This is a genomic window from Clostridium beijerinckii, assembly GCF_018223745.1.
In the GTDB taxonomy this organism is placed as follows: Bacteria; Bacillota; Clostridia; order Clostridiales; family Clostridiaceae; genus Clostridium; species Clostridium beijerinckii.
The window spans coordinates 4,348,815-4,371,127 of the sequence record NZ_CP073653.1 but is presented as its reverse complement, the minus strand read 5'-3'; the positions used below and the strand labels follow the sequence as shown (position 1 = coordinate 4,371,127).

Here is a 22,313-nt window from a genome sequence, read left to right as displayed (position 1 = left end):
ATTTATATAGTATAGTTTTTACTATTGGATAAAATATATTAAATTTAAGGGGGAGTTAAATGACGAAAAAATATAATGATATTTGGGTTAAAGCAAGCAGAATACTATTTATGATAATAGGTTCGATTTTGGTAGCAGTAGGTTTAGAGATATTCTTGATACCTAATAATATAATAGATGGAGGTATGACTGGAATATCAATTATGGCAAGCTATCTAACAAAAGTACAACTAGGAGTATTTACATTTCTATTTAATTTACCATTTGTTATAATAGGATATAGGCAAATAGGAAAAACATTCGCTATTTCAACTATATTTTCAGTAATATGCTTGTCAGTTGTAGTAACATTGCTTCATCCAGTTCCAGGAATAACACAAGATGTACTTTTAGCCACTATATTTGGCGGAATTATAATAGGAGTTGGAGTAGGCTTGATTATAAGAAATGGTGGTTCTTTAGATGGAACAGAAATTGTAGCTATAATATTAGAAAAGAGAACTGCATTTTCTATTGGGGAAATAGTTATGTTTTTTAATCTTTTCATTTTAGGTACTTCGGGGTTTATATTTGGATGGGATAGAGCAATGTATTCTTTAATAGCATATTTCATTGCTTTTAAAACCATAGATATAACAGTTGAAGGTCTTAATGAGTCAAAAGCAGTAATAATTGTATCGGATAAAAATAATGAAATATCAGAAGCAATAATGGCTAGGCTTGGTAGAGGAATTACTTTGTTAGATGGAAAGGGCGCTTATAGTGGCACAGAAACAAATGTTATTTATGTGGTTCTATCAAGGCTTGAAATAGCAAAGCTAAAAAATATTGTCCATGGTTTTGATGAAGATGCATTAGTTACAATTACAAGTGTTGAAGGAACGGGTAAAAAATACGCAAAGAAAGCTATACATTAATTTATAGCAATCATAAAATATAATAAAAATATGTTAAATAATTGCATAAGATTATGGAATTAAAAGAGCCAAAATTAATTTTAGTTTTGGTTCTTTTTGCGTTCTTATTTACAAAATACCCTAAAAGTAGTAATATATATGCGAACGTATGTTTGCAATAACGTCGTCTGATAATTTAAATATGTTTAGGTATTATATTGAAATAACCAACTTTAAATATTAAATGACATTATATATAAAGCTATAGGGAGATGGTTCTATGTTAACAGAAAAACAACAAGAAATATTGGATATTATAAAAAACTATATAGGCAAAGAGAAGATATCTCCAACGGTTAGGGAAATTGGAAAGTTAGCAGGATTGGCATCTACGTCAAGTGTACATGCACATATAGAGAGATTAGAAAGGAAAGGATATATCTATAGGTCAAGTAATTGCCCGCGAAGTATTCGAATAAAAGATAATATTTAATTAAGATGAATATTACAGAGCATAAAAGTTCAAAAAAATCAATAAAAACTTTAGATGGGACTATTAAATCTGTAAATGAAAATAGGAAGATTGTATTAGAAACATATCTCCCCAATAAAATTGATATCTTATTAATATGTAAAATTTTAAAGATTTTATAATATAAGACTATTCAAATGAATTTTAGATATTTTTTTGATTTGCTAGGAAAAGGTGATATTACCGCCTCCAATAATTATGATTATGGAACCAAATTCTAAAGGTTTTACAAGGTAATCAGGAGAATTCGGTTCAAGTCTCAAAAATTCCTGCATTTGTTGATTTGAGTCAAAAATAATGATAACAGATCTACCAGTAGGGGATGTATTTCTAACTTTATAAGTAGTATTTGGTATTAAGCCTATATCCTTAACTCTGTAAAAGCCTTCGGTTAAGGTCTTTGGGTTGGGATCAGCATAAGCGCTCCTTATACTCATACTAAGAGACATAAATAAGAAAACAGAAAATATAATAATAAATTTTTTCATTGGTACAACTACCTTTCATAGTTTTGTCTATAGAATCAAACTATTCTTTCTAGCTTTTCTTTAGTATGCGATTATTAAATAAAAATTATGTATAATTCACTCAGTGAAAGTACAGTAGAAGACATAATACTTCTAGCGGGTTTCTATCTACTATTTTTCTATATTTATATTTTGGATAGCCAACCATGACAGCTCCTGTTATAACTTTGTTATCAGGAATTTGAAGCAGTTCTAGTAGTGGCTTATAGTTTGAAAAAGCACACATTTCAAATAATCCAGCCCAGCATGAACCTAATCCAAGAGTAGTAGCAAATAATTCAAGATATGAGAATGCAGAAATAGTATTTTTTATTCCATTTTTAAAATCTTTTGTAGATGTTGCTAATATTATGTGTGGAGCATTACGTAAAATTGAGTCTTCACCAGCTTCTCTATAATTTTTGACATGTCTTGAAAAGCTCCAATGTGGAGATGGGGAATTTTTAAGTTGATCTTCCATCCATTCTACTACTATGCTTGCAGCTTGTTGTAAAATCTTTTTATTTTTTATTACAATATATGAAAGTCCTTGGGTATTACTAGCTGTAGGTGCAAAACGAGCTATGTTAACTAATTTTAATAATGCCTGTTGAGGAACTTTAGCTTCTTTGTAGCAGCGGATTGAACGGCGAGACCTAAGAAAAGATTCGGCAGTGCTAGAATCTATAATTGGAAATGATTCTAAATATAATTGATTAGATAAAGGTGTTTTAATATTATCTATTGAACTAGAGGGACATACTGCAACACAATGGCCACAGGTAATACAATTATCTGGGTGAATAGCTATTGGTCCATTTTCATTCATAGATAAAACTCCACTTGGGCATACATTTGAACAAAGTCCACATTTAACACATGTTGATTGATTTACAGTAATTAAGTCCATTGATATCACTCCTATTTGAGAATATTTAATAAAGTTCTAGATTAATTATTTTAGGATACTTACAAAATATAATTTATACGTTATAGGAATTATTATCAAGAACGCACTTTTTAGTAACGTAGTTACTATTTATATACTTGAAATTAAAGAGGTAGTCAAAAATGATGAGATTTAAAGAAATTGAATACAATTGTTCTATGGAATTAACTTTAAATATTATAGGAGGAAAATTGAAGCCAATAATTATTTGGCATTTAGGTAAAAGAACCATGAGATTCAATGAATTAAAAAGAAGTTTACCTAATATTACACAAAAGATGTTAACTCAACAGCTGAGAGCTTTAGAGGATGATGAGTTGATTAATAGGATTGCTTATAATCAAGTACCACCTAAAGTTGAATATTCTTTAACTAGCTATGGACGAAGCCTTCTGCCTATTTTAGCTAATTTATGTGATTGGGCAATTGATTATTCAAATACTGTTGAGGAAAAGAATATGCTTAAGGAAAAAATATAATAGGAAATTAAATGAAATTTAGAATACAGTTCTCTTATGTAGGAATACATTGGGATGGGGGGACTCCTACAACGAGGAGTCCGAAAAATAATTATGAAAACTTAATTTATGTCACATAATTAGTATTGCACATATAGAGAGAAATATTCAAAATAGGAATAAAAAATTGAATATTTTTAGATGTGGATTCTTGAAAGATGATTTAATTAAGAGCAATAAAGATAATAGCTAAAAATATTTGTATTTACTCATGTAAAATATTTATTGCCATAAAGTGTTTCTGCATTTTGTAAGATAGATACATTATGCATATTTGATAAAGTTGATATAAGCAAAGATTTACCGAGAACTATAGGCGATTGGATACTAATTGTATATACCAAAATGGAAAATAAGTATTTATTTGATAATTTGAGATTGTAATTAATATATAATTATTATAAAAATATAAAAAATAGAGGTAGTATCAGTGGGGGACACTAACGATACTGCCTCTATTTTAATTAAGATATTACTCTTTTCATATAAAAGTATTGACCATGTTTAAGTAAAATATACAATTACAACAAAAAATTTAATTATCATTAATTAAGTTAATATCAGAACTAATTATCATTATAAAAAGCATGATTGATATAACTAAGAAGAAAGTTCTAAGTGAGGAAGTACATATGCATAGGTACGTGTAACATAATTTATCATTTGCTCATAAAATATATTACAGTCAGTAAACTTATGATAAAGAGGAACTGAAATTATGTCAATTTAAACAAAGGAAATTGAAGTTACTACTGCAGAGAATCAATTTCAAGCTGAAATAAGTGATGGCAACATTGTTGATTCTTTATTTCAAAACTCTATACAAATATCGAAGACTGGTCCTGCATATAGCAGAGTTGGAGATATAGTAACTTACACCTATGCTATTACTAATACAAATCTACTAGGAGATGGAACAAATTTTTTGATTTAGCATACATTTATATAATTAGGGTGAGAAATATGTATACAGAAAGAACTTTAATAAGATGTATATTCAAGTACAAAGGAAAAAAATATAATATTGAGGATATAATGCCACATTGTTTAGAAAAAGAAAGCTTACTATTTTTATATGAACACGGGAATTATTCAGATGATATCTATAGAGCATCTTTAATAAGAATAAGATATGGTGATGATGAGATTCCTAAATTACCAAAAGGAAGTAATGAAATTGAGTTAGTAGATATTGATATAAATTGTAATTAAGCACCACAAATGTAGGTGCTATTTTAATGTTTAAAACTATGATACGAATTTTAGGTTGAAGTTCGAAGAGTATAATAATAAAAATACAGAATAACTGAACATTATGAATACAAAAGAATATAGTTAGAAAGTAAAATACATTATATGGAATATGTGGTATAATGAATTCAATATGTTAATATTAAGAGCTGTTAATTTAGAGAAAAAGGTATTGTTAGATGTTTCGTATAGTACATAAAATTAATAAAGCAGTATAAATTTATAGCTCCACAGGTTATAAGGTGTTATGTATCTTAGTTAAATAAATTAAAGAAATGTTTTGTAACAGGGGGGTAACCAATGAAAGTAGCAGTCTTATTAGATATTCATGGAAATGGAGTAGCATTAAAATATGCCATAAGAGACTTGAAAGAACTAGGGATTAGCAAAATTGAAATAGTTAATGAGCCTCTTTTTAGAGGAGGCTCATTAAATGGATTACAATGAAGGGAAAGTTATAATTTATCCCAGGAGTATTATATGGAGTTAAGAAATAAATATTCATTATAAGGAAATTATTATTGCTATAAGATAATAATTATGATTTGAATAAATTTAAGAGTGAGAGCTCTATTGCTGAATAGTGATTGCTATTTCACCTTTTCCAACTATAGCAATACGATCATCATCTAAAATAGTACCTAAATTTACAGACTCATTTGCAGTATCAAACTTTTTATAAAAAATTTCATTACCATTTGGGTCAAATATTATTAGGCTTGCAATCTCATCTGGCGTTGTAAGCATGGCTGTGGCTTTAACTTGTTGCGTATCTGTAATATCATATACCCCTTCTTTATATGTATTTGACTCGAAAATTGCTTTTGCGCTGTGTATAGTAGATACTATTAATATCAAAAGTGCTATTAAAAAAGTTCTTAGTTTCATTTATACTAGCCTCACTTCCCGATATTTGAATTTGGATAAAAAAATTATGTTAATAATACATGACGTGTCAATATACTGTTATTATGTGAATACTTAGTTAGACTATTCATAAGTAGCAATTGTTGAAAATAAAAAAAGCTCTCATGTTGAGAGCTTTGGAGATTTAAATTGTGTTCATTTAGGATATTTGTTTTTTAATTGCCAGAACTGACCCTCTTTACGAGGGCAGCTGTTAATTAATAGATTAAAATAAAATTCAGATTATAATCTTTTCAATAGATAGTATATGAAGTTACAATTTAATTATTCAAATCATCAATTGGTAATTTATGCAATTAAGATTGTTTGCAAAGCTGATAGGTAAAAATTGTTGGCATCAAAATTAGGGTTGGAAATAAAGAGATGTTTTATTTAAAGAAGGGGGAAGAGCAATGGAGGTTAAAAAGATCATAAATGACAAAAAGAAGTTTCTTGATTTATTGATGTTAGCAGATGAACAAGAAGATATGATTGATAGATATCTAGAGAATGGAGAAATGTTTGCTTTATATGATGATGATTTAAAAAGCATTTGCGTAGTAGTAAAAAAAGATAGTAATATATGTGAATTAAAGAATATGGCTACATATGAGAAATATCAAGGAAAAGGATATGGGAAAAAGCTTATAAGATACATTTTAGATTATTATAAAGGAAAGTGTACAACTATGATTGTTGGGACAGGCGATAGTAATCTAACAATTCCATTCTATGAGAATTGTGGATTTCGTGTATCACACAGAATTAAAAATTTTTTTACAGATAATTATGACCATCCAATCATTGAAAATGGAATACAGCTCGTTGATATGATTTATTTAAAAATAGACTTATAAAAAATGAAATAGAAGAGCCTAAGGAAACTAAAATTTTTCAATCATTAACTAAAAGCTATGGCTTCGTGCAAGAAGGTTTATTAATAAATGATCGTATCCACAAGGATGGAAAATATTATAATACAGTTATAATGGGAAGAATAAATAGCACCAGTTATTAAAAATTTAATGAGGTCGTATGAATAAAGCATTATAGTTTTATTTTCTTTCTTAAAACTTTATTGGAAGTTTTAATTATTATATTATAGTTTTTTGAGTCACTTATTGCTCCAACATTTTCAAAAATAGCATAACCAGTTACGGAAGTATGTTCAGGTATATTTGTATTATTTAGAATGTTTTCTAATAATACGTTTGAATCGAGAGATTTAAGGTTATTTTTAGCAGATTGTGTTGTTGGAAAAGTTGCTAAATGTGATTTAAATCCAGAAGTTAATTTTACTTTTATAACATCTATTGGATTAGATGAGTTATTTTCTATAGTTAGATTTATAATTGCTATTTTATTGTTTTTATTATAGTAACTTTTTGAGTTGTTGCAAGACAGTTTTAAGTTAGTATTAATTATTAAAAAAGCTTTATAAGCTAGTAGAAAAGTATCAATCGTTAAAAATATAAGTAATAAAGGAATAAAAATATTTAAGTTCGACATTATAAATCCAGTCATTCTTTAGCCACCTTTCACAATGATTTTATCATATATTTAGATAAAATAGAAAATCAAAGTTTAAATTTCAAGAAATGGAGATATTAACAATGAAGATTATTGAAAAGAATCCAAGTGATCCTGATTCCATACGTTTAATGGATGAATTGTCTAAAGAACTGGAATTTATAACTGGAGATAGCGGAAGAAATTCCTTTAATCCAGAGGATGTATGTGTTACCCGGTCCTTGTTTGTGGTTGCATATGATGATAATGGAGAGGCCGTAGGATGTGGAGGAATACGGTATATTAATAAAGATATAGCGGAAGTTAAGCGGATGTTTGCGAAGATTAAGACAATGGGTGTTGGAAGTGAAATACTATCATATTTAGAGCTTCAGGCAAAGAAAATGGGATACTCTGTTATTTGGCTAGAAACTAGATTAATAAATGAGCAAGCAGTAAATTTCTATAAGAAAAGAGGGTACCATCAGATACAGAATTATGGAAAATACAATGGAAATTTTAAAGTAATCTGCTTTGAAAAGAAGGTTATCTAATAATATAATAATATGAAAATCAGTTTATTATACTTAATATAAGCTAACTGGTTTATTTTATAGAGATTTGTATAAAATTTAATATTAATAAAAGCCAAAATAAATATTTTCTTTCACTGATGACAACAATAATGTTAAACAAAAGTGAAAGAGAGGATTTAAAATGAATATATCAAAGAGAATATTAGCAATCCTAGAGATTATATTTATCGTTACTGCAATGGAGGTATCAGTATGTGATGCTAGAGTTATTGCAGGAACAAGCGGATTAAGGCAGAGAGCTGTAATGATAGATGTAGTAATATATAATTTCAAGGATAAATATGTCTCTTTAGTTAAGGAAAACTTAGAAGAAATTCAAAAGCAAAATGAAGGAAAAGTAGTATTTAGATTTTATGATGGAAAGGGTAACCAATCCACACAGGATGAAGTACTAAGTAATTTGGTCAGTGATAGCGCGGATATTCTAATGGTAAATTTGGTTGATACAAAGGTTACACAGGATGTTATTGATAGATTTAAGTCTAAAAATATACCTATAATTTTTTTTAATAGAGAACCATTAGTGGCTGATGTACTTAAATCTTATGGTAAAGCTTATTATGTAGGAACAAATGCTAATGAAGCTGGAGAGATGCAAGGAAAAATTATTGTTGATATATGGAATAAGGATAGAAAGTTTATAGATAAGAATAATAATGGAGTCTTGCAATATGTTATGCTAGAGGGTGAACATGGAAGTATAGAGGCACGGGAAAGAACTGAATTTTCTATTGGAACAATAAATAAAGCAGGAATAAAAACTGAACAGCTTGCATTAAAAGCTGCCGATTGGCAAAGAGATCTGGCTAAAACAAATATTAGTTCACTACTTCTGCAATATGGTAAGAATATTGAGGCGATAATTGCAAATAATGATGAGATGGCTATAGGTGCTATTGAAGCATTGCAAAGCAATGGATATAATTTAGGAGATAAAAATAAGACAATAGTTGTTGTTGGAATTGATGCTACAGCTGAGGCACAAGAATTAATTAAAAAAGGTTTTATGGCGGGTTCTGTTATGCAAGATCCATATGAAATGGCAGAAGTGAGTTATGCAATAGGTATGAATGTATTTGAAGGTAGAGATGCGCTTTATGGTACTAAATATAAGTTTGATGATACAAAAGTTGCTATTCGTTTGCCATATCATGAATATGTTGCTTAAAGTGATTTAGATAGGAGCTTCAGATTAAAAAAATGAGAAGTTGTTTTTTTAGTAAATAGTAAAGGAGTTTATTATGTTTAAGAGACCTAATTTTTCTAATGGAACACTAAAAGCAATACAGTGTATTTGGTGGGCCGTTAGTTTATTAATTGCAATTGTTTTAAAAGATAATTTAGATTTGAAATTGTGGGAGTATCTTTGTATAGCGGTACCACTAATTTTAATTGGAGATGCTCTAATTAGAAAATTTATTAAAGGTAAGATATAATTAATTATGAGAATTATATACATTTAAAAATAAAATCTAGTAATATTTAATGAAGTAAATTACATGTTTGGTTGTTGCAGATTAATGATACAAGCTAGTGAGTTTATCAAGTATTTAAGTATCCTTATTATAAAAATATTGAAATAATAACATGTATAGACCTCGTTAATGAATATATATTAAAGATAGTAATTTTGATTTTAAGAGGTTTAGGATGATATTAGAAATAAAAATAGTATTCAAAAGTGGATATATCGGGTATTTTACTCCTTTAACTGATGAAGAACCAACAGAAGAGAATATATTAAAATTAAGAGAACTTATAAGGAATGCAAAGCAACAGGGAATGAGAGGAAGTTTTGAATTAAAAGAGTTAAAAACAGGTTGTATAACTGTAATAGATATTCAAGAGGTTGCCGCATTTGGCACTAAATTAATAGAAAAGACAGGGATGAATAATGAGCAAGGTAGCATAAGAATACGTAAGAAAAAGAAAAAAGCTTAAATTTACAATAAACATGAAGCCTATTGATAAAACTTAATTAATAATTTATAGACAGAGGGACTGTCCATTAAGTAAGGCATTCACAAAGCATAATGAAAATGGTTTTATTTTGGTAGGAAATAAGGAGAAAAAAATGATTAAAGATTTTAAATTGGATAATTTGAATAAGGTAATGGAAATATGGCTTGATACAAATATAGAGGCTCATGATTTTATACCTAAAGAATATTGGAAGGATAATTTTGAATTAGTTAAGCAAATGCTTCCGTCAGCAGATATTTATATATTTGAAGAAAATAATATTATAAAAGGATTTATAGGAATAGTAGAACAAAATTATATAGCTGGGCTTTTTGTAAAAAAAGAATATCAAAGAGAAGGTGTTGGTAAGAAGCTTATAGAGTATTGCAAATCTAAATATGATAATCTTACATTGCACGTATTTACAAAGAACGTAACTGCAGTAAATTTTTATATGAAGAATAATTTCAAAGTTATAGATGAACACATAAATGAAGATACAAAAGCAGTGGAGTATACAATGGCATTTGGAGGAAAATAGTTCATAAGGTTTTATTAGTATGCACATGCACTAATAAAAAAATATTAACTTTCAACTTTAAGGAAGATAAAATAAAAGTTTTAAGTACCATATTTTGAAGTGAGTTTGTAGTACTTTTTTAGGCTAATAAAAATTTAATTTATGATAATTGTAATTTAGGATTAAGGCTAAATTAATTTTTTTCAGATATAATTAAAACACTTTGAAGCAATTAAAATTAATAATATACTAGTACTAAGATTTATTATACTTGAATTAGTTGCTGATAATTAGTAAGTATAAGAAATAGAGGTTGATAAAATGAAAAAACAATATCTAAAAAGATTAGTTGCAATTGGCTTAATATCTACAAGTGTTTTAGCGGTGGCTCCAATTAAAGCATTTGCAGCTTGGAAACAGGATAATGTTGGATGGTGGTATACAGAAGGAAATGAATATGCTACAGGTTGGAGAAGCATTAATGGAGAATGGTATTATTTTGATGGCAATGGTTATATGAAAACAGGTTGGGTACAATATCAAGGAAAATGGTATTATCTATATAGTAGTGGTGCTATGGCTAAAAGTACTACAATTGGAAGTTATTCAGTAGATTCAAATGGAGCCTGGATTCAAAAGAATGATGGCACTACTGGAAATACAGCTGCCACTTCATCCACAAATAATGGTACAATTAATACTTCAACAAATGTTGACTCTGAATCTCAAAAGATAAGTGGTGTAAGTGGTATAAAGTTTGATGATGTTACAAAAATAGTATTTTATGATGGAAGAGGCGGTAAATCAATAACAATAGGTGATAAAGAGAAAGTTAAAGAATTCATGGGATATTTAGATGGGTATACCATTAAAAAAGCAACAAATGTTGAAGCATCAGATGGATATATACATTCTGCACATTTTTATATAAATGATAAGGATGTAATGGATATAACATTTGTAAATCCTATAATTATCAATAATAATTATTATAACGCAATAAAAGGTGAATTAGACACAGATAAAATTGATAAATATCTAAAATCAATTGATTCCTCTTATGTTACAACAAGTGAATGGAATGATACTTATAAAAATCAATGAGATTAGTTAATGTTGTTAAAGCTTAAATATTAGAGTAAAGAATAAATAATAGTATAATAATTATTGAGTTAAACAAAAAATATAATCATAATGAAAATTAAAAAAATAAGCAAAATAAATGGGCAGTAGCCATAAATTTAGAAGTACATTTTAGTAGATAGAATTATTTATATTTTTACATTAGATATCTACCGTAAAAATGATATCAAAAATTTGGCTGCTGCCTTTGTTTTTGTATTAAAGAACTAAAGAATATGTCATTAATTTATAACATAAATTTCAGTGAGAAGTGAAGAAAATGTCATTTACAATGATTAATATATTATGGAGTAGTAAAAATGTTACTACAAATGGTTTTTAAAAGATCAATTATATAAATATAAGATAAGGCAGCAATTTAAAAGGCTGCCTTATCTTGTATTTAATGTTAGGAGAATAGTAATTCATGTCTAATATAATTATAGACAAAAATAGTTATATATAATCATTAAATAGAATAATAATTTCCATATAATTAAGGATAGCTAATTAAGGAAAGTTATTTATGATTAAAAAAACTATGATTGTTTAGAATATTCCTTTTAAGGAATCCTAACTGTATTACTTGTCTCATCGAATTTATAATTTGTTCCGTTAAGCGGATTTTGCCCTGAAACAATATTCATTCCTATGGAATAAACTGCATTTGCATAATTAATAGTTAATTAGAAATTGTTATCTATAATTATCAGCACAATAAAAAATATAATGACTAAGCATTTTTAAGTAAATGTTACTGGACTAGTGCCAAAAATTATTATAGATGAACCATAGTCAAGAGGTTTTATAGTATGTTGAGGCGATTGGGGACCAAGACGTATTAATTCCTGCAACTGCTGATCGCTATCAATAACTATTATAATAACTCTGCTGTTTGGTGAGTCAATTTTAGCAGCCATAGGTGAACCTATTTTTAGGTTTGCATCTCTTGCACTGTATATTCCTTGACTAAGAGTTTTACCAACCTGGCCATAGGCAAGTTGTGATATGGTAGTAGATGAGATTAATAGAAATATAAAAATTAATATAACATATCGTTTCATTAAAACTATCAACCTTTCATAAATTTAGATTATTTAAATAATGTATTAATTATTATGTGAATATTAAGTGAAATTATTCAAAGGAATTAATCAAGAGGTAGTGGATTTTACAATTTGATTAAAGGTAGTTCAATTTAATTTATTAGATAAAGTTAGAGAATTTGTTAGTTCGGGATTATAGCTAAAGAGATATGCATAAATAAGTTAGGAATTTGTGAAATATACATGAAAGAAATTATATTAATAAATTTTAGATATTATAATGTTGTAGGGAATAAATGTATAAACATATTTAAATATAAGTTCATATACTATTAACTAGAATAAATAATACTAAAGGAAGAGTAGAATGCAATCTTCTTACGAAGCTTCAGCTGACAAAATAGAATTTACAGAAATATTAGGTAGGTATTCATTTAAAACATCTATAGATAATGGAGCAATAGATGGAATTGTAAATTTAACTGAGCTAGCTCCAAATGGAGTTGTGGGTCGATATCCGTATATTTATGGATATTATAATGCAAGTATATTGACTTTAACAGGTACATGGTCAACAGTATCTTATCCTTATGCATACCCTGAAAGCGCTTGTGTATTTGGCGCATTTAAATTTTATTTCTATAAAAAGAATGGAAAGATAGGATTTAATGGCACATGGGGATGTGGACGTAATCAATATGGCGGTCTTAATGGTGTTGATTATTGGAATGGTGTGAAAATAGAAAATCAAAATTGATTATTCACAAATTCCTATTCTAATCGATATGATATAGATTATAGATAGTTTTTTGGAGGTTATTATAATGGGTTACTATGTCAAAGTAGAACCAGATGTAAAGATCTATGTAGAAGACCTTAATGAGGGTGCCGATAAAACAATTTTATTTATACACGGTTGGCCAGGAAGTCATAAATTGTTTGAATATCAATTTGATGTTTTGCCAAAGATGGGATATAGATGCATTGGGATAGATACAAGAGGATTCGGAGAGTCAGACAAGCCATATAGGGGCTACAATTTTGATACCTTGTCAGACGATGTTAAATGTGTAATTGATACATTAAAGTTAAAGGATATAACATTAGCAGGACATTCAAATGGAGGTGGAATAGCTGTTAGATATATGGCGCGTCATAAAGGTTATGGAGTATCAAAACTTGCTCTTTTTGGGGCAGTAGCTCCAAGTCTTATTAAACGTCCCGATTTTCCTTATGGACTAGATAAGGAGACAGTTTTACAGCTAATTGAAGGAACATATATCGATAGACCTAAAATGCTTCAAGGATTTGGAGATATGTTTTTTTACCAACATATAACAGAAGCTTTTTCACAGTGGTTTTTTCAATTAGGATTGCAGGCAGCAGGATGGTCAACAGCAGCAATTGCAAAGGCTTGGATAAATGAAGTTTTCTTTTCTGATTTAGAAGAGATAGATGTTCCAACTTTAATTATTCATGGAATCCATGACAAAATTGTTCCATTCGAATTAGGACAGATACAAGAAAAGATGATTAAGAATTCTAAGCTTATTCCATTCAAATACAGTGGACATGCAGCGTTCTATGATCAACGTGAGGAATTTAATAAAGAGCTAATGAAGTTTATTGAAGAATAAGATTTTGTAAGTAAGAAAATACTCCTATACAAATAGTTCATATGAATAGTTATTTTAATACCGTATGATTCATTAATTTGGATTTGCGGTATTTTTATTTACTGGAAATATTAGAGTCTATATGAATCTAATATTAAAGCTAAGAATTAATATTTAAATGTAATACGTTAATTAAAACGAAATTCCTTATATGCAATTATAAAATGTTACACAATATGTAGAAAGTATTTAATGATGAAGAAAAAGGCACGTTTATTTTGAGTAAATGTGCGGAATTACTCGATAGGTTACCTATTAACATAGGAGACCGGTAGTATTACATGGAATATCATGGTAAGATAATAAATAGGTGCAAAAGCACAAATGAAAAAAGCTGAAAATTGGAGGGCTTCATTATGGAATTATATAACTCCTTCGATTTCATTGGGGAACAATCATATATAATGGTAGACAATGGGATCGCTACTGAAATCAGTAAGTTATTTATTGAAATGACTGAATATTCAGAGGAAGAACTATTAAATAAAAATATTAAAGAATTATTCAATATATTAAAAATCGGGCCTAATGCCGATTTAGAAGATATTGATGATAAGAAAGATTATTTTTTATTTACTAAATCATTAGATGCTAGGTTTATAAATATAGATGTGGCAGAAGGTGCAATTGGAAAGGTGTATATTTTCTCAGAAAAACCAAATTCACGTTTAGATGTTAAATTCACAGCAGTAGAAGCTCTATGCTCTCATAACAAATTTGGAATTGCTATTTTTAGTACTCCAGATATAACTCTATTGAAAGCAAATCAAACTTATCTAAACTTTCTCGATAAACCATTTAATAGTATAGAAAATTCAATAGGCAAAAAGTTAAATGAAATAATAAAAGGATGGACTGGAAGTTCATCAGAAGAAGTGTGGAAAGGAGTGCTTTCAAGAAAGAAACCGTTTTACAGTGATGAATATATGTTTGAATTTGAAAGAGGAGTGACGTATTGGGAGGCTAGTCTCGCTCCGGTGTTTGAGGATGGAATTCTAAAATATTGTATTGAAATTACAACAGATATAACAGAAAAAGTTTTAGACAGAAAAAGAATGGAAGAGCAAACAAAGGTTATAAAAAAACAAAATGAACAGCTGATGATGCAGGCAAACCTATTAAATCTATCCTACGATGCTATCTTAGCTTGGGAGATTAATGGGTCTATTATATATTGGAACAAGGGAGCAGAGGAAAAGTATGGTTATAACAGCGAAGAAGCTATAGGAAGTATTAGTTATGAACTGCTAAAAACTACATTTCCTATTAGCTTTAGCAGTATAAAATCAACACTTTTAAGTGACGGAATTTGGCATGCTGAAATAGAGCAAACAAAAAAAGATGGCAGCAAGCTTTTTGTTGAAACTAGATTGCAGTTAATAGTAGAGGAGAATGGGAAACAAATTGTCCTTGAAACTAATCGTGATATTACTGAACGAAAAGAAATGGAAGTAGAGTTAAAGAAACACAGAAAATTGCTTCAAGCTATTGTTGATAACTCTCCTGATAATTTATCTGTAATCGATGGTGAAGGTAATTATCTATTTTATAAAAACCAATTCATAAAAAAAGTTGCAACTAAATTCAATAATATAGATGATATATATGCTGTGGCGAAACTTTATGACAGTAATGGGGATAAGCTTGCTGGTGAGAATCACGTTGGATATCGTGTATTAAATGGGGAAACTGTAGAAAATGAAATTGTTATAGCTAAGTTAGACGATAAGGAATATTATGTTCTTTGCTATGCAACACCAATTTATGATTCAGAGGGGAATTTTCTGTGGGGAATTTGCTATAACAGAGATATAACAGATTTAATTGAAATGGATAAAGAGTTGAGAAGACAAAAAAAATTGTTGGAAACTGTACTTGATAATATGCAAGAGTCAATTTATGTATTTGACAAAGATGGTAAGTATATAATTAAAAATAAAGTGGCGAGGGAACGTTTTTCTGGAGAGTTTAAAGAGTTAGGGGAAGGTTATAAAGCTACAAAACTTTATGATTTAGAAGGAAACAAAATGTCAATAGAGGAAACTCCAATATATCGTGTAAAATCTGGAGAAATAGTAAGAAATAATATTGTGAAGTTTAAAAAAGACGATATGGAATATTACAATATCATTAGTGGAACTCCAATCTATGATAATAGTTTTAATTTATTATATGGAGTGGTAAGTTTTCTTAATGTAACAGAGATGATAAAAAGCCAACAAGATTTACAAGAAGTACAAGAAAAGTTGCTAGCTGTAGAGCGTGAAAAAAACGAAGGACTTGAGCAGGCAATGGAAATGAAAGATGAGTTCTTATCATTTATTTCCCATGAGTTTCGAACACCACTTAATGTAATTAATACAGCTATACAAACTTTAAATTTAGTTTACTCAAATCAAATGACTGAAAAGATAAAAGCATATATGGGAACTATTAAGCAAAATACTAATAGGCAATTAAGATTAGTTAATAATATTCTTGATATTACTCGTGTTAATGCAGGCCGGATCACGATAAATAAAAAAAATATAGATATAGTTTTTTTAACAAAAGCTATAACTGAATCTGTATATGAATTTGCATCAAAAAAGGGTGTAAGGTTAACATTTGTATCAAAACTTACGAAAAAGATAATAGGGGTTGATGACGAGAAATATGAAAGAATTATTTTAAATCTTCTTTCTAATGCAATAAAGTTTACACCAGCAGGAAAATCTATTATTGTAAATTTACATTCTGCGAAAACTAATATATGTATTGAAGTAAAAGATAATGGGATAGGCATACCAAAAAATAAGATAGATGTAATATTTGAAAGATTTGGGCAGGTAGAGAGTTCTTTATCAAGGCAGGCAGAAGGAACAGGTATAGGTTTGTCATTGGTAAAGAGATTTGTTGAAGCACTAGGGGGGAGTGTAAGTGTAAAAAGTAATTTAGGCAAAGGTACAACTTTTAAAATATTACTTCCTAATGAGAAAGTAATAGAAGAAAAAAATGAAAAACCGATGATTGATTTAATGACTGATAATAGACTTGTTCAAACTACCAATATAGAATTTTCTGATATATATTTATAGCTAAAGGTATTCAGATATGAATATTTTATGGTGTGAATGATCCAGCAATATATTAATTATAAAATCATTTGGAGGTGTATTATTATACTTTTTATAGAAAAAATAATAAGGAATAGGAGCTAGTAACATATAGTTAGTCTCCTATTCTAATGAAACAAGTGACAACCACCATTTTGAGGAAATGGTTCGGGGTGTAGTTAGTGGTAGTTATCATATTGCACTATTATTATGTGAAAGAATGAGATAGATATTCTATTTATATTTTACAAGAGCTTCAGATTCCATGGATTATAGGTGATTTAACATGGATTGTTTTAAAGATGGATATTTTGGAAAGAATTAAAATTAATAGATTATGTTAAATCAAAGGAGATAATAAAATTATGATGTGTAGTGGAGAGCTATTAGAAGAAAAAGTACAGGAATTTTGCAAGAATAACAACAGAGATGAAGGACAGATATGGCAGGTTATAAATAATGCTCATACAAGGACGTATGGACGTAACATAATGTGGGAAAAGGAACAATATCAAAAAGAAAATAATTTGGGAGATATACCAATGGCTGAACAGTTTGCCAAATTAAATTTAGTTCATAGAGCAATAGAAATATTAAAAAGGCTCCAAGAATGTATTAAAAATGGTTGGGAGTTAGAATAGAAAGCCTACTTTAATTAATATAAATATTAAAGTTAAATGGAAAATTAAGATGAAAATCTAAAGCCTAAGTATGGCTTTAGATTATGATGGTTTTGGATAAGGCTTTCAGTTATTTGCTTTCAACCTTGAAATCTCTTAAGCAAGCGACAATATTTCCATTGCCTCGATGAAAATTTACACATTCGCAACACTTACCATGTCTTTCGCAATTAATATTAGAGCATGTACAATTCTTTTCGTTACAACCAGCCATTATGAATTCCCCCTACAATCTAGATAAAATATTTTAATTCATTAACAATTATAAACTAATTTCTAGGAAATATATAGAAAATTGAAGATGATTACTGAAATTTTAATGATTAGAATTTATATGTATGAATTATCATTTAACTTAAAAAAGCTTATTAATTAAAGTTGTATTGTTCATTTTGTAGAGAGCAAAATAATAAATGGACTAACAGGTGATAATAGTATATTATTATTTAAGTCGAAAACTTAAAATAAAGTCATAAAACACCCGGGAAGGTAGATTAAGTAGAAAATGCTTAATCTATCTTTATATTTATTTGAATTTAAGATAATGGTTATACAGAATAATGATAAAATTACAATATGTGTTATAATTAAGGATAAGAATGAATTGATTCTAAATGAGGCAAAATTGTTATTTATTGTTTGAAGATTTACTATTATATAAATTGGAAAAATGATATGATGAATTACAGATAAATTAGTGTTATTTCTAAGTGATTTCACTACTTAATCAGAAAGAAATTTGTATGCAATGTTCTAATAATTAAGTTAATTGAAGGAAGGAAATAAATATGGAACTTATTATCCGGAAAATGAAAGAAGAAGATTGGGATAGTGTTGCTGATATTTATATGGAAGGAATAAAAACTAAAAAGGCTACATTTCAAGCAGAAATTCCTAGATACGAAGATTGGGACAAGGGACATTTAAATATAGGAAGGTTTGTCGCTACTAATAGTAATAATAGAATTATTGGTTGGATAGCGCTAAGCCCAACAAGTAGTAGATGTGTGTATAAAGGTGTTGCAGAAGTCAGCATCTATATTAGTGAATCTTGTAGGAGGAATAATGTTGGATATGAACTTATGAATAGAGTAATAGAGGAAACTGAAAAAGAAAATATATGGACACTGCAATCAGGAATATTTTCTATTAATGAACCAAGTATTAAATTACATGAAAAATGTGGTTTTAGAGTTGTTGGAATAAGAGAAAAAATTGGATGTGATGTTGACGGGATATGGCATGATACTATCCTTATGGAGAGACGAAGTAAAATAGTAGGTATATAGAAAAGATGACAGTGCTAAGAGTTAACAGCTATTAATTATAAATGATTCTATATTTTATCTATAGCGATGAATTAGAGAAGACAATATTATTTAAGATAGACTTAAAATATCAATGAATAATACCATATTCTTGATATGTGATATAATAATTACAAGATAAAAAAGAATGAACACAAAAGGAGAGAAGTAATGGACAGTGCAGTTAATCACAACTATAAGAATCAAGGTATAAAATTTTTAAAGGAATGGGTAATTCCAATAGCAGTAGCCCTTATAATAGCTATGTTAATAAAAAATTTCTTGTTTTTTAACATATATGTTCCTAGTGAATCAATGGTACCTACTATAAACGTCGATGATAAGATGGTTGTTACAAAAATATATAATATGGGTAATATTAAAAGAGGAGATATTATTGTATTCTATTCTGATGAATTAAAGAAAACACTTATTAAAAGAGTTATCGGGCTACCAGGAGATCATATTGTAATACATGATGGTGTTGTTAATATAAATGGAAATGATATTAAAGAAGATTATGTAAAAAACAATGAAAAATATAATAGAACCTTTGATGTTCCAGAAGATAAGTTTTTCTTTTTAGGCGATAATAGACCTGATTCTTTGGATTCAAGAAGATGGAAAAACCCCTATATAGATAAAAGTAACATAAAAGGTAAAGCTGTTTTTAGATTTTATCCATTTAGCAAAATGGGCTCATTATCACAATAAAAAATAAGAATAAATAACATATTAAAAATCGCAGTATTCATAATAATATATTTTACTTAAAGTAGTGGATTTTGATTTTTCTATCTATCTACTTTAAAAAGAATAGATTGTAAGTGAATTTGTGATTTTTTATTATTTAGCTTTAAAATTTTAAAAATAGTTTGGAGTTAATTAACAAATAAAATTGTTGTAGATGAGACTAAAATATAGAAATCTAATCTAAATATATATAACAAATAATTAAAAATAATATAATAGAATAATTGGAGGAGAGAATGAAAAGATTAAATTTTATATTACCAACTTTAGAAGATAAGAAAAAACTCATGGATTATAAAAGAGAGTTTATTGAAAATAATGACAGCATGGATGGTACAGCAGGATTAGGTAGTGCTGAAACTTTTGAAGAATGGTATAGCGCATTTTGTGATAATTCAAAAGAAGAAACTGTAAGAGATAGCTTAGTTCCAGCAACTACATACATGGCTGTTTCTGTTAGCGATGGGCATTTAATTGGAATGATTGATATTAGACACCGATTAAATGACTATCTTTTAAACTTTGGTGGTCATATAGGCTATAGTGTTAGAAAATCAGAAAGACGACAAGGATATGCAACAGAGATGTTAGGACTAGCACTAAAGGAATGTGTAAAACTAGGAATTAAGAAAGTATTAATCACTTGCAATAAAAATAATATTGGATCTGCAAAAACAATAGTAAATAATAATGGAATATTGGAAAATGAAGTGGATGAAGGAAATAGGATCACACAAAGGTATTGGGTTTATTTATAATATCTGTAAAGTTTAAAATATTACTAATTCTTATATAGAATAGAATTTTTATAATAGCTAAATATAATTAATGAATATCAACAAGTTATTCGTAATTTAGAAGAACATAAAAGAACTTATAGCGATTCAATTTCAGATGTATTTTTTTCGGATCAAATATCAGTTATAGCCCAAAGTTTCGTCATAAGTTTAAGGCATCAGCAAAATTTGATAAGAGCACTTCAAGGTACTGAAGAAGAGTCAAAAAGGCTATTTTATTCAAGTTATTTAATACCAGTATATTATTATTTAACTTTAGGAGATCAAATGATAGCGTATATTGATAACTATTTTACATTACCAGATTAAACTTAAAGAAAAGCATAAATAAATTTATAATTATATATTCAAGGATCGCATAACTTAGAACGATATGCGATCTTTTTATATTATAATATTTATAGAATGAAAAACATTACGTTAAAACATGTAAAGAAAGTGGGGATTAATATGAAAGTAATAGATTTAACACATACCATTTCAGAGAATATGCCGGTATATCCAGGAACGGAGAAACCTAAATTAGAAGTCGCAAGTACCTATGAGAAAGATGGTTTTAAGGAAACATTGTTAACTATGTTTTCTCATACAGGAACGCATATGGACTCTCCGGCACACTTATTCTCTCAAAGAACAACTTTGGATTCATTTATTGCGGAACATTTTGTTGGAAAAGGCATAGTAGTTGATTGCAGCAATTTAAAAGAAGGCCAAAAGATTACGATGAAGTATATTGAAACTGTAAAAGAAAAAGCAGATACAGCACAATATATTTTGTTTTATACAGGTTGGGATAAATACTGGGGGACAGATGCTTACTTTGGAAATTATCCATATATTACAGAAGAAGTAGCTGAATACTTAATAAAAAGCAAGAAGAAAGGGGTAGGTATAGATGTTATAGGAATTGATCCTATTAAAGATGAAAATTTAACTATTCATAAAAAGCTTTTTGCTGAAACAGATATAGTTGTAATAGAAAATTTGACATCTTTAGATAAGGTGGGAAATGACATTTTTACATTCTGTGCTCTTCCAATAAAATTTAAAGATTCAGATGGAGCGCCTGTTCGTGCAATAGCTATTCTAGAGGATTAATTATTTAAGCAGAAAAGAGGATTAAAATGAATTGTAGTATTAAATCGTTATACTTATGCGTTAAAGATATGAATAGAGCAATTGATTTTTATGAAAATTTATTTGAGCAAACTGTAACCGTTCGAGATGAGATTTATAGTGTGTTTGATATTAATGGTTTTCGTATTGGCTTGTTTGCTTATGAAAAAGTTAATGAAAAACATGTTTTTGGAAATAGTTGCTTACCAAGCATAGAAGTTAATAACTTTGATGTTCTTAAAAGTAAATTAGAAAAATTAGAAATTGTATTTCCAATAAAACAGATTGGAGCTAATTGGGTTGCTGAATTTAGAGATAGTGAAGGTAATCATATTGAAATAACAACTCCTATAACAAATTAGAAGTTTGTAAATAAACAGCGGTAGATATAAAAATAAAATGTAACAAGGGTTTTGGTTAATATGACTATAAATGTTGAATAATTGCACAATAAATATTATAATGTAATTAATGGAATAATTAGGTTGATAAGGAAGTAGAGGGAATTTGTTTGATAGTCTAACACAAGATAAAACTTGATAGATACACATTTCCAATTTTACATCTCTGATTTCT

General features: G+C 28.2%; 28 protein-coding genes and 2 pseudogenes. 23 read left to right on the top strand and 7 right to left on the bottom strand.

Annotation, left to right across the window (positions count from 1 at the left end):
* The first annotated feature begins 59 nt into the window (after positions 1 to 59).
* Positions 60 to 917, top strand: coding sequence for a YitT family protein (locus KEC93_RS19840; RefSeq protein WP_017211870.1), 858 nt, complete (start codon positions 60 to 62; stop codon positions 915 to 917).
* A gap of 259 nt (positions 918 to 1,176) precedes the next feature.
* A complete protein-coding gene (locus tag KEC93_RS19835; protein ID WP_023976641.1) occupies positions 1,177 to 1,389 on the top strand; it encodes a LexA family protein in 213 nt (70 codons plus the stop codon).
* Between the two features lie 203 nt (positions 1,390 to 1,592).
* On the opposite strand, the gene KEC93_RS19830 is transcribed toward KEC93_RS19835, so the two are convergent.
* Together KEC93_RS19830 and KEC93_RS19825 are read right to left on the bottom strand one after the other, a co-directional pair.
* Positions 1,593 to 1,916: a hypothetical protein gene (locus KEC93_RS19830; RefSeq protein WP_023976642.1), complete on the bottom strand. Its 324-nt coding sequence runs from the start codon at positions 1,914 to 1,916 to the stop codon at positions 1,593 to 1,595.
* A gap of 100 nt (positions 1,917 to 2,016) precedes the next feature.
* Positions 2,017 to 2,844 carry a nitroreductase family protein gene (locus KEC93_RS19825; RefSeq protein WP_077869213.1) on the bottom strand — a complete coding sequence of 276 codons (828 nt, stop codon included), beginning with the start codon at positions 2,842 to 2,844 and terminating at the stop codon, positions 2,017 to 2,019.
* A 161-nt stretch (positions 2,845 to 3,005) separates the two neighbouring features.
* Between KEC93_RS19825 and KEC93_RS19820 the strand changes: the two genes are divergently transcribed.
* The 3 genes from KEC93_RS19820 (at position 3,006) to KEC93_RS19810 (ending at position 5,099) form a co-directional block, all read left to right on the top strand.
* Positions 3,006 to 3,362, top strand: a complete 357-nt coding sequence (locus tag KEC93_RS19820) for a winged helix-turn-helix transcriptional regulator (protein ID WP_077869214.1) — start codon at positions 3,006 to 3,008, stop codon at positions 3,360 to 3,362.
* A gap of 1,002 nt (positions 3,363 to 4,364) precedes the next feature.
* On the top strand, positions 4,365 to 4,613 hold the full coding sequence (locus tag KEC93_RS19815; protein ID WP_012060104.1) for a hypothetical protein: 249 nt from the start codon (positions 4,365 to 4,367) through the stop codon (positions 4,611 to 4,613).
* A 339-nt stretch (positions 4,614 to 4,952) separates the two neighbouring features.
* Complete coding sequence (locus tag KEC93_RS19810) at positions 4,953 to 5,099, top strand: hypothetical protein (protein ID WP_023976645.1); 147 nt, start codon at positions 4,953 to 4,955, stop codon at positions 5,097 to 5,099.
* A gap of 123 nt (positions 5,100 to 5,222) precedes the next feature.
* Here the strand turns inward: KEC93_RS19810 and KEC93_RS19805 are convergent, their stop codons facing one another.
* Positions 5,223 to 5,540 (bottom strand): hypothetical protein, encoded by a 318-nt coding sequence (locus tag KEC93_RS19805; RefSeq protein ID WP_012060102.1) that lies wholly within the window; start codon positions 5,538 to 5,540, stop codon positions 5,223 to 5,225.
* Positions 5,541 to 5,971: 431 nt separating this feature from the next.
* Between KEC93_RS19805 and KEC93_RS19800 the strand changes: the two genes are divergently transcribed.
* Both KEC93_RS19800 and KEC93_RS26920 read left to right on the top strand, forming a co-directional pair.
* Complete coding sequence (locus KEC93_RS19800) at positions 5,972 to 6,415, top strand: GNAT family N-acetyltransferase (RefSeq protein WP_077308766.1); 444 nt, start codon at positions 5,972 to 5,974, stop codon at positions 6,413 to 6,415.
* A 44-nt stretch (positions 6,416 to 6,459) separates the two neighbouring features.
* Positions 6,460 to 6,576, top strand: a pseudogene (locus tag KEC93_RS26920) (GNAT family N-acetyltransferase); the annotation flags it as partial.
* Positions 6,577 to 6,605: 29 nt separating this feature from the next.
* On the opposite strand, the gene KEC93_RS19795 reads toward KEC93_RS26920, so the two are convergent.
* The gene (locus KEC93_RS19795) at positions 6,606 to 7,082 is read right to left on the bottom strand and encodes a hypothetical protein (RefSeq protein ID WP_077308762.1); all 477 of its coding nucleotides are present in this window, start codon (positions 7,080 to 7,082) and stop codon (positions 6,606 to 6,608) included.
* Between the two features lie 89 nt (positions 7,083 to 7,171).
* On the opposite strand from KEC93_RS19795, the gene KEC93_RS19790 reads away from it, so the two are divergent.
* From KEC93_RS19790 to KEC93_RS19765, 6 genes are all read left to right on the top strand, one after another.
* Positions 7,172 to 7,621, top strand: a complete 450-nt coding sequence (locus KEC93_RS19790) for a GNAT family N-acetyltransferase (protein ID WP_077869215.1) — start codon at positions 7,172 to 7,174, stop codon at positions 7,619 to 7,621.
* Between the two features lie 163 nt (positions 7,622 to 7,784).
* On the top strand, positions 7,785 to 8,831 hold the full coding sequence (locus tag KEC93_RS19785; RefSeq protein WP_077869216.1) for a galactose ABC transporter substrate-binding protein: 1,047 nt from the start codon (positions 7,785 to 7,787) through the stop codon (positions 8,829 to 8,831).
* A 73-nt stretch (positions 8,832 to 8,904) separates the two neighbouring features.
* Positions 8,905 to 9,099 (top strand): hypothetical protein, encoded by a 195-nt coding sequence (locus KEC93_RS19780; RefSeq protein WP_065416808.1) that lies wholly within the window; start codon positions 8,905 to 8,907, stop codon positions 9,097 to 9,099.
* Between the two features lie 214 nt (positions 9,100 to 9,313).
* Positions 9,314 to 9,604: a hypothetical protein gene (locus KEC93_RS19775; protein ID WP_041899005.1), complete on the top strand. Its 291-nt coding sequence runs from the start codon at positions 9,314 to 9,316 to the stop codon at positions 9,602 to 9,604.
* A gap of 133 nt (positions 9,605 to 9,737) precedes the next feature.
* Positions 9,738 to 10,166, top strand: coding sequence for an N-acetyltransferase (locus KEC93_RS19770; RefSeq protein ID WP_041899003.1), 429 nt, complete (start codon positions 9,738 to 9,740; stop codon positions 10,164 to 10,166).
* Between the two features lie 300 nt (positions 10,167 to 10,466).
* The gene (locus KEC93_RS19765) at positions 10,467 to 11,249 is read left to right on the top strand and encodes a cell wall-binding protein (RefSeq protein WP_077869217.1); all 783 of its coding nucleotides are present in this window, start codon (positions 10,467 to 10,469) and stop codon (positions 11,247 to 11,249) included.
* A gap of 581 nt (positions 11,250 to 11,830) precedes the next feature.
* Here KEC93_RS19765 and KEC93_RS26615 read toward each other — a convergent pair.
* Positions 11,831 to 11,941 (bottom strand): annotated as a pseudogene (locus KEC93_RS26615) (galactose ABC transporter substrate-binding protein); the annotation flags it as partial.
* 69 nt (positions 11,942 to 12,010) lie between these two features.
* Positions 12,011 to 12,331 carry a hypothetical protein gene (locus KEC93_RS19760; RefSeq protein WP_023976654.1) on the bottom strand — a complete coding sequence of 107 codons (321 nt, stop codon included), beginning with the start codon at positions 12,329 to 12,331 and terminating at the stop codon, positions 12,011 to 12,013.
* A gap of 349 nt (positions 12,332 to 12,680) precedes the next feature.
* Here KEC93_RS19760 and KEC93_RS19755 point away from each other — a divergent pair, with 349 nt between their 5' ends.
* The 4 genes from KEC93_RS19755 (at position 12,681) to KEC93_RS19740 (ending at position 17,725) form a co-directional block, all read left to right on the top strand.
* Complete coding sequence (locus tag KEC93_RS19755; protein WP_077869218.1) at positions 12,681 to 13,070, top strand: hypothetical protein; 390 nt, start codon at positions 12,681 to 12,683, stop codon at positions 13,068 to 13,070.
* 67 nt (positions 13,071 to 13,137) lie between these two features.
* Positions 13,138 to 13,950, top strand: coding sequence for an alpha/beta fold hydrolase (locus KEC93_RS19750; protein WP_065416811.1), 813 nt, complete (start codon positions 13,138 to 13,140; stop codon positions 13,948 to 13,950).
* A gap of 395 nt (positions 13,951 to 14,345) precedes the next feature.
* Positions 14,346 to 17,066 carry a sensor histidine kinase gene (locus tag KEC93_RS19745; RefSeq protein WP_077869219.1) on the top strand — a complete coding sequence of 907 codons (2,721 nt, stop codon included), beginning with the start codon at positions 14,346 to 14,348 and terminating at the stop codon, positions 17,064 to 17,066.
* A gap of 383 nt (positions 17,067 to 17,449) precedes the next feature.
* Positions 17,450 to 17,725 (top strand): hypothetical protein, encoded by a 276-nt coding sequence (locus KEC93_RS19740; protein WP_065416813.1) that lies wholly within the window; start codon positions 17,450 to 17,452, stop codon positions 17,723 to 17,725.
* A 109-nt stretch (positions 17,726 to 17,834) separates the two neighbouring features.
* Here the strand turns inward: KEC93_RS19740 and KEC93_RS19735 are convergent, their stop codons facing one another.
* Positions 17,835 to 17,978 carry a hypothetical protein gene (locus KEC93_RS19735; RefSeq protein WP_017211888.1) on the bottom strand — a complete coding sequence of 48 codons (144 nt, stop codon included), beginning with the start codon at positions 17,976 to 17,978 and terminating at the stop codon, positions 17,835 to 17,837.
* Positions 17,979 to 18,552: 574 nt separating this feature from the next.
* Between KEC93_RS19735 and KEC93_RS19730 the strand changes: the two genes are divergently transcribed.
* The 6 genes from KEC93_RS19730 (at position 18,553) to KEC93_RS19705 (ending at position 22,099) form a co-directional block, all read left to right on the top strand.
* Positions 18,553 to 19,053, top strand: coding sequence for a GNAT family N-acetyltransferase (locus KEC93_RS19730; RefSeq protein ID WP_023976733.1), 501 nt, complete (start codon positions 18,553 to 18,555; stop codon positions 19,051 to 19,053).
* A 189-nt stretch (positions 19,054 to 19,242) separates the two neighbouring features.
* Positions 19,243 to 19,785: a signal peptidase I gene (gene lepB / locus KEC93_RS19725; protein WP_039769628.1), complete on the top strand. Its 543-nt coding sequence runs from the start codon at positions 19,243 to 19,245 to the stop codon at positions 19,783 to 19,785.
* A gap of 275 nt (positions 19,786 to 20,060) precedes the next feature.
* Complete coding sequence (locus tag KEC93_RS19720; RefSeq protein ID WP_077870021.1) at positions 20,061 to 20,582, top strand: GNAT family N-acetyltransferase; 522 nt, start codon at positions 20,061 to 20,063, stop codon at positions 20,580 to 20,582.
* Between the two features lie 207 nt (positions 20,583 to 20,789).
* The gene (locus tag KEC93_RS19715; protein ID WP_173696071.1) at positions 20,790 to 20,930 is read left to right on the top strand and encodes a hypothetical protein; all 141 of its coding nucleotides are present in this window, start codon (positions 20,790 to 20,792) and stop codon (positions 20,928 to 20,930) included.
* A 141-nt stretch (positions 20,931 to 21,071) separates the two neighbouring features.
* Positions 21,072 to 21,719 carry a cyclase family protein gene (locus KEC93_RS19710; protein WP_077870022.1) on the top strand — a complete coding sequence of 216 codons (648 nt, stop codon included), beginning with the start codon at positions 21,072 to 21,074 and terminating at the stop codon, positions 21,717 to 21,719.
* Between the two features lie 26 nt (positions 21,720 to 21,745).
* The gene (locus tag KEC93_RS19705) at positions 21,746 to 22,099 is read left to right on the top strand and encodes a VOC family protein (RefSeq protein WP_077870023.1); all 354 of its coding nucleotides are present in this window, start codon (positions 21,746 to 21,748) and stop codon (positions 22,097 to 22,099) included.
* Positions 22,100 to 22,313: the final 214 nt, after the last annotated feature.

Bases quoted from the DNA above. Each gene is read 5' to 3' on its own strand.
- KEC93_RS19840 (WP_017211870.1), top strand. From the start codon at position 60: ATGACGAAAAAATATAATGATATTTGGGTTAAAGCAAGCAGAATACTA.
- KEC93_RS19835 (WP_023976641.1), top strand. From the start codon at position 1,177: ATGTTAACAGAAAAACAACAAGAAATATTGGATATTATAAAAAACTAT.
- KEC93_RS19830 (WP_023976642.1), bottom strand. From the start codon at position 1,916: ATGAAAAAATTTATTATTATATTTTCTGTTTTCTTATTTATGTCTCTT.
- KEC93_RS19825 (WP_077869213.1), bottom strand. From the start codon at position 2,844: ATGGACTTAATTACTGTAAATCAATCAACATGTGTTAAATGTGGACTT.
- KEC93_RS19820 (WP_077869214.1), top strand. From the start codon at position 3,006: ATGATGAGATTTAAAGAAATTGAATACAATTGTTCTATGGAATTAACT.
- KEC93_RS19815 (WP_012060104.1), top strand. From the start codon at position 4,365: ATGTATACAGAAAGAACTTTAATAAGATGTATATTCAAGTACAAAGGA.
- KEC93_RS19810 (WP_023976645.1), top strand. From the start codon at position 4,953: ATGAAAGTAGCAGTCTTATTAGATATTCATGGAAATGGAGTAGCATTA.
- KEC93_RS19805 (WP_012060102.1), bottom strand. From the start codon at position 5,540: ATGAAACTAAGAACTTTTTTAATAGCACTTTTGATATTAATAGTATCT.
- KEC93_RS19800 (WP_077308766.1), top strand. From the start codon at position 5,972: ATGGAGGTTAAAAAGATCATAAATGACAAAAAGAAGTTTCTTGATTTA.
- KEC93_RS19795 (WP_077308762.1), bottom strand. From the start codon at position 7,082: ATGACTGGATTTATAATGTCGAACTTAAATATTTTTATTCCTTTATTA.
- KEC93_RS19790 (WP_077869215.1), top strand. From the start codon at position 7,172: ATGAAGATTATTGAAAAGAATCCAAGTGATCCTGATTCCATACGTTTA.
- KEC93_RS19785 (WP_077869216.1), top strand. From the start codon at position 7,785: ATGAATATATCAAAGAGAATATTAGCAATCCTAGAGATTATATTTATC.
- KEC93_RS19780 (WP_065416808.1), top strand. From the start codon at position 8,905: ATGTTTAAGAGACCTAATTTTTCTAATGGAACACTAAAAGCAATACAG.
- KEC93_RS19775 (WP_041899005.1), top strand. From the start codon at position 9,314: ATGATATTAGAAATAAAAATAGTATTCAAAAGTGGATATATCGGGTAT.
- KEC93_RS19770 (WP_041899003.1), top strand. From the start codon at position 9,738: ATGATTAAAGATTTTAAATTGGATAATTTGAATAAGGTAATGGAAATA.
- KEC93_RS19765 (WP_077869217.1), top strand. From the start codon at position 10,467: ATGAAAAAACAATATCTAAAAAGATTAGTTGCAATTGGCTTAATATCT.
- KEC93_RS19760 (WP_023976654.1), bottom strand. From the start codon at position 12,331: ATGAAACGATATGTTATATTAATTTTTATATTTCTATTAATCTCATCT.
- KEC93_RS19755 (WP_077869218.1), top strand. From the start codon at position 12,681: ATGCAATCTTCTTACGAAGCTTCAGCTGACAAAATAGAATTTACAGAA.
- KEC93_RS19750 (WP_065416811.1), top strand. From the start codon at position 13,138: ATGGGTTACTATGTCAAAGTAGAACCAGATGTAAAGATCTATGTAGAA.
- KEC93_RS19745 (WP_077869219.1), top strand. From the start codon at position 14,346: ATGGAATTATATAACTCCTTCGATTTCATTGGGGAACAATCATATATA.
- KEC93_RS19740 (WP_065416813.1), top strand. From the start codon at position 17,450: ATGATGTGTAGTGGAGAGCTATTAGAAGAAAAAGTACAGGAATTTTGC.
- KEC93_RS19735 (WP_017211888.1), bottom strand. From the start codon at position 17,978: ATGGCTGGTTGTAACGAAAAGAATTGTACATGCTCTAATATTAATTGC.
- KEC93_RS19730 (WP_023976733.1), top strand. From the start codon at position 18,553: ATGGAACTTATTATCCGGAAAATGAAAGAAGAAGATTGGGATAGTGTT.
- lepB (WP_039769628.1), top strand. From the start codon at position 19,243: ATGGACAGTGCAGTTAATCACAACTATAAGAATCAAGGTATAAAATTT.
- KEC93_RS19720 (WP_077870021.1), top strand. From the start codon at position 20,061: ATGAAAAGATTAAATTTTATATTACCAACTTTAGAAGATAAGAAAAAA.
- KEC93_RS19710 (WP_077870022.1), top strand. From the start codon at position 21,072: ATGAAAGTAATAGATTTAACACATACCATTTCAGAGAATATGCCGGTA.
- KEC93_RS19705 (WP_077870023.1), top strand. From the start codon at position 21,746: ATGAATTGTAGTATTAAATCGTTATACTTATGCGTTAAAGATATGAAT.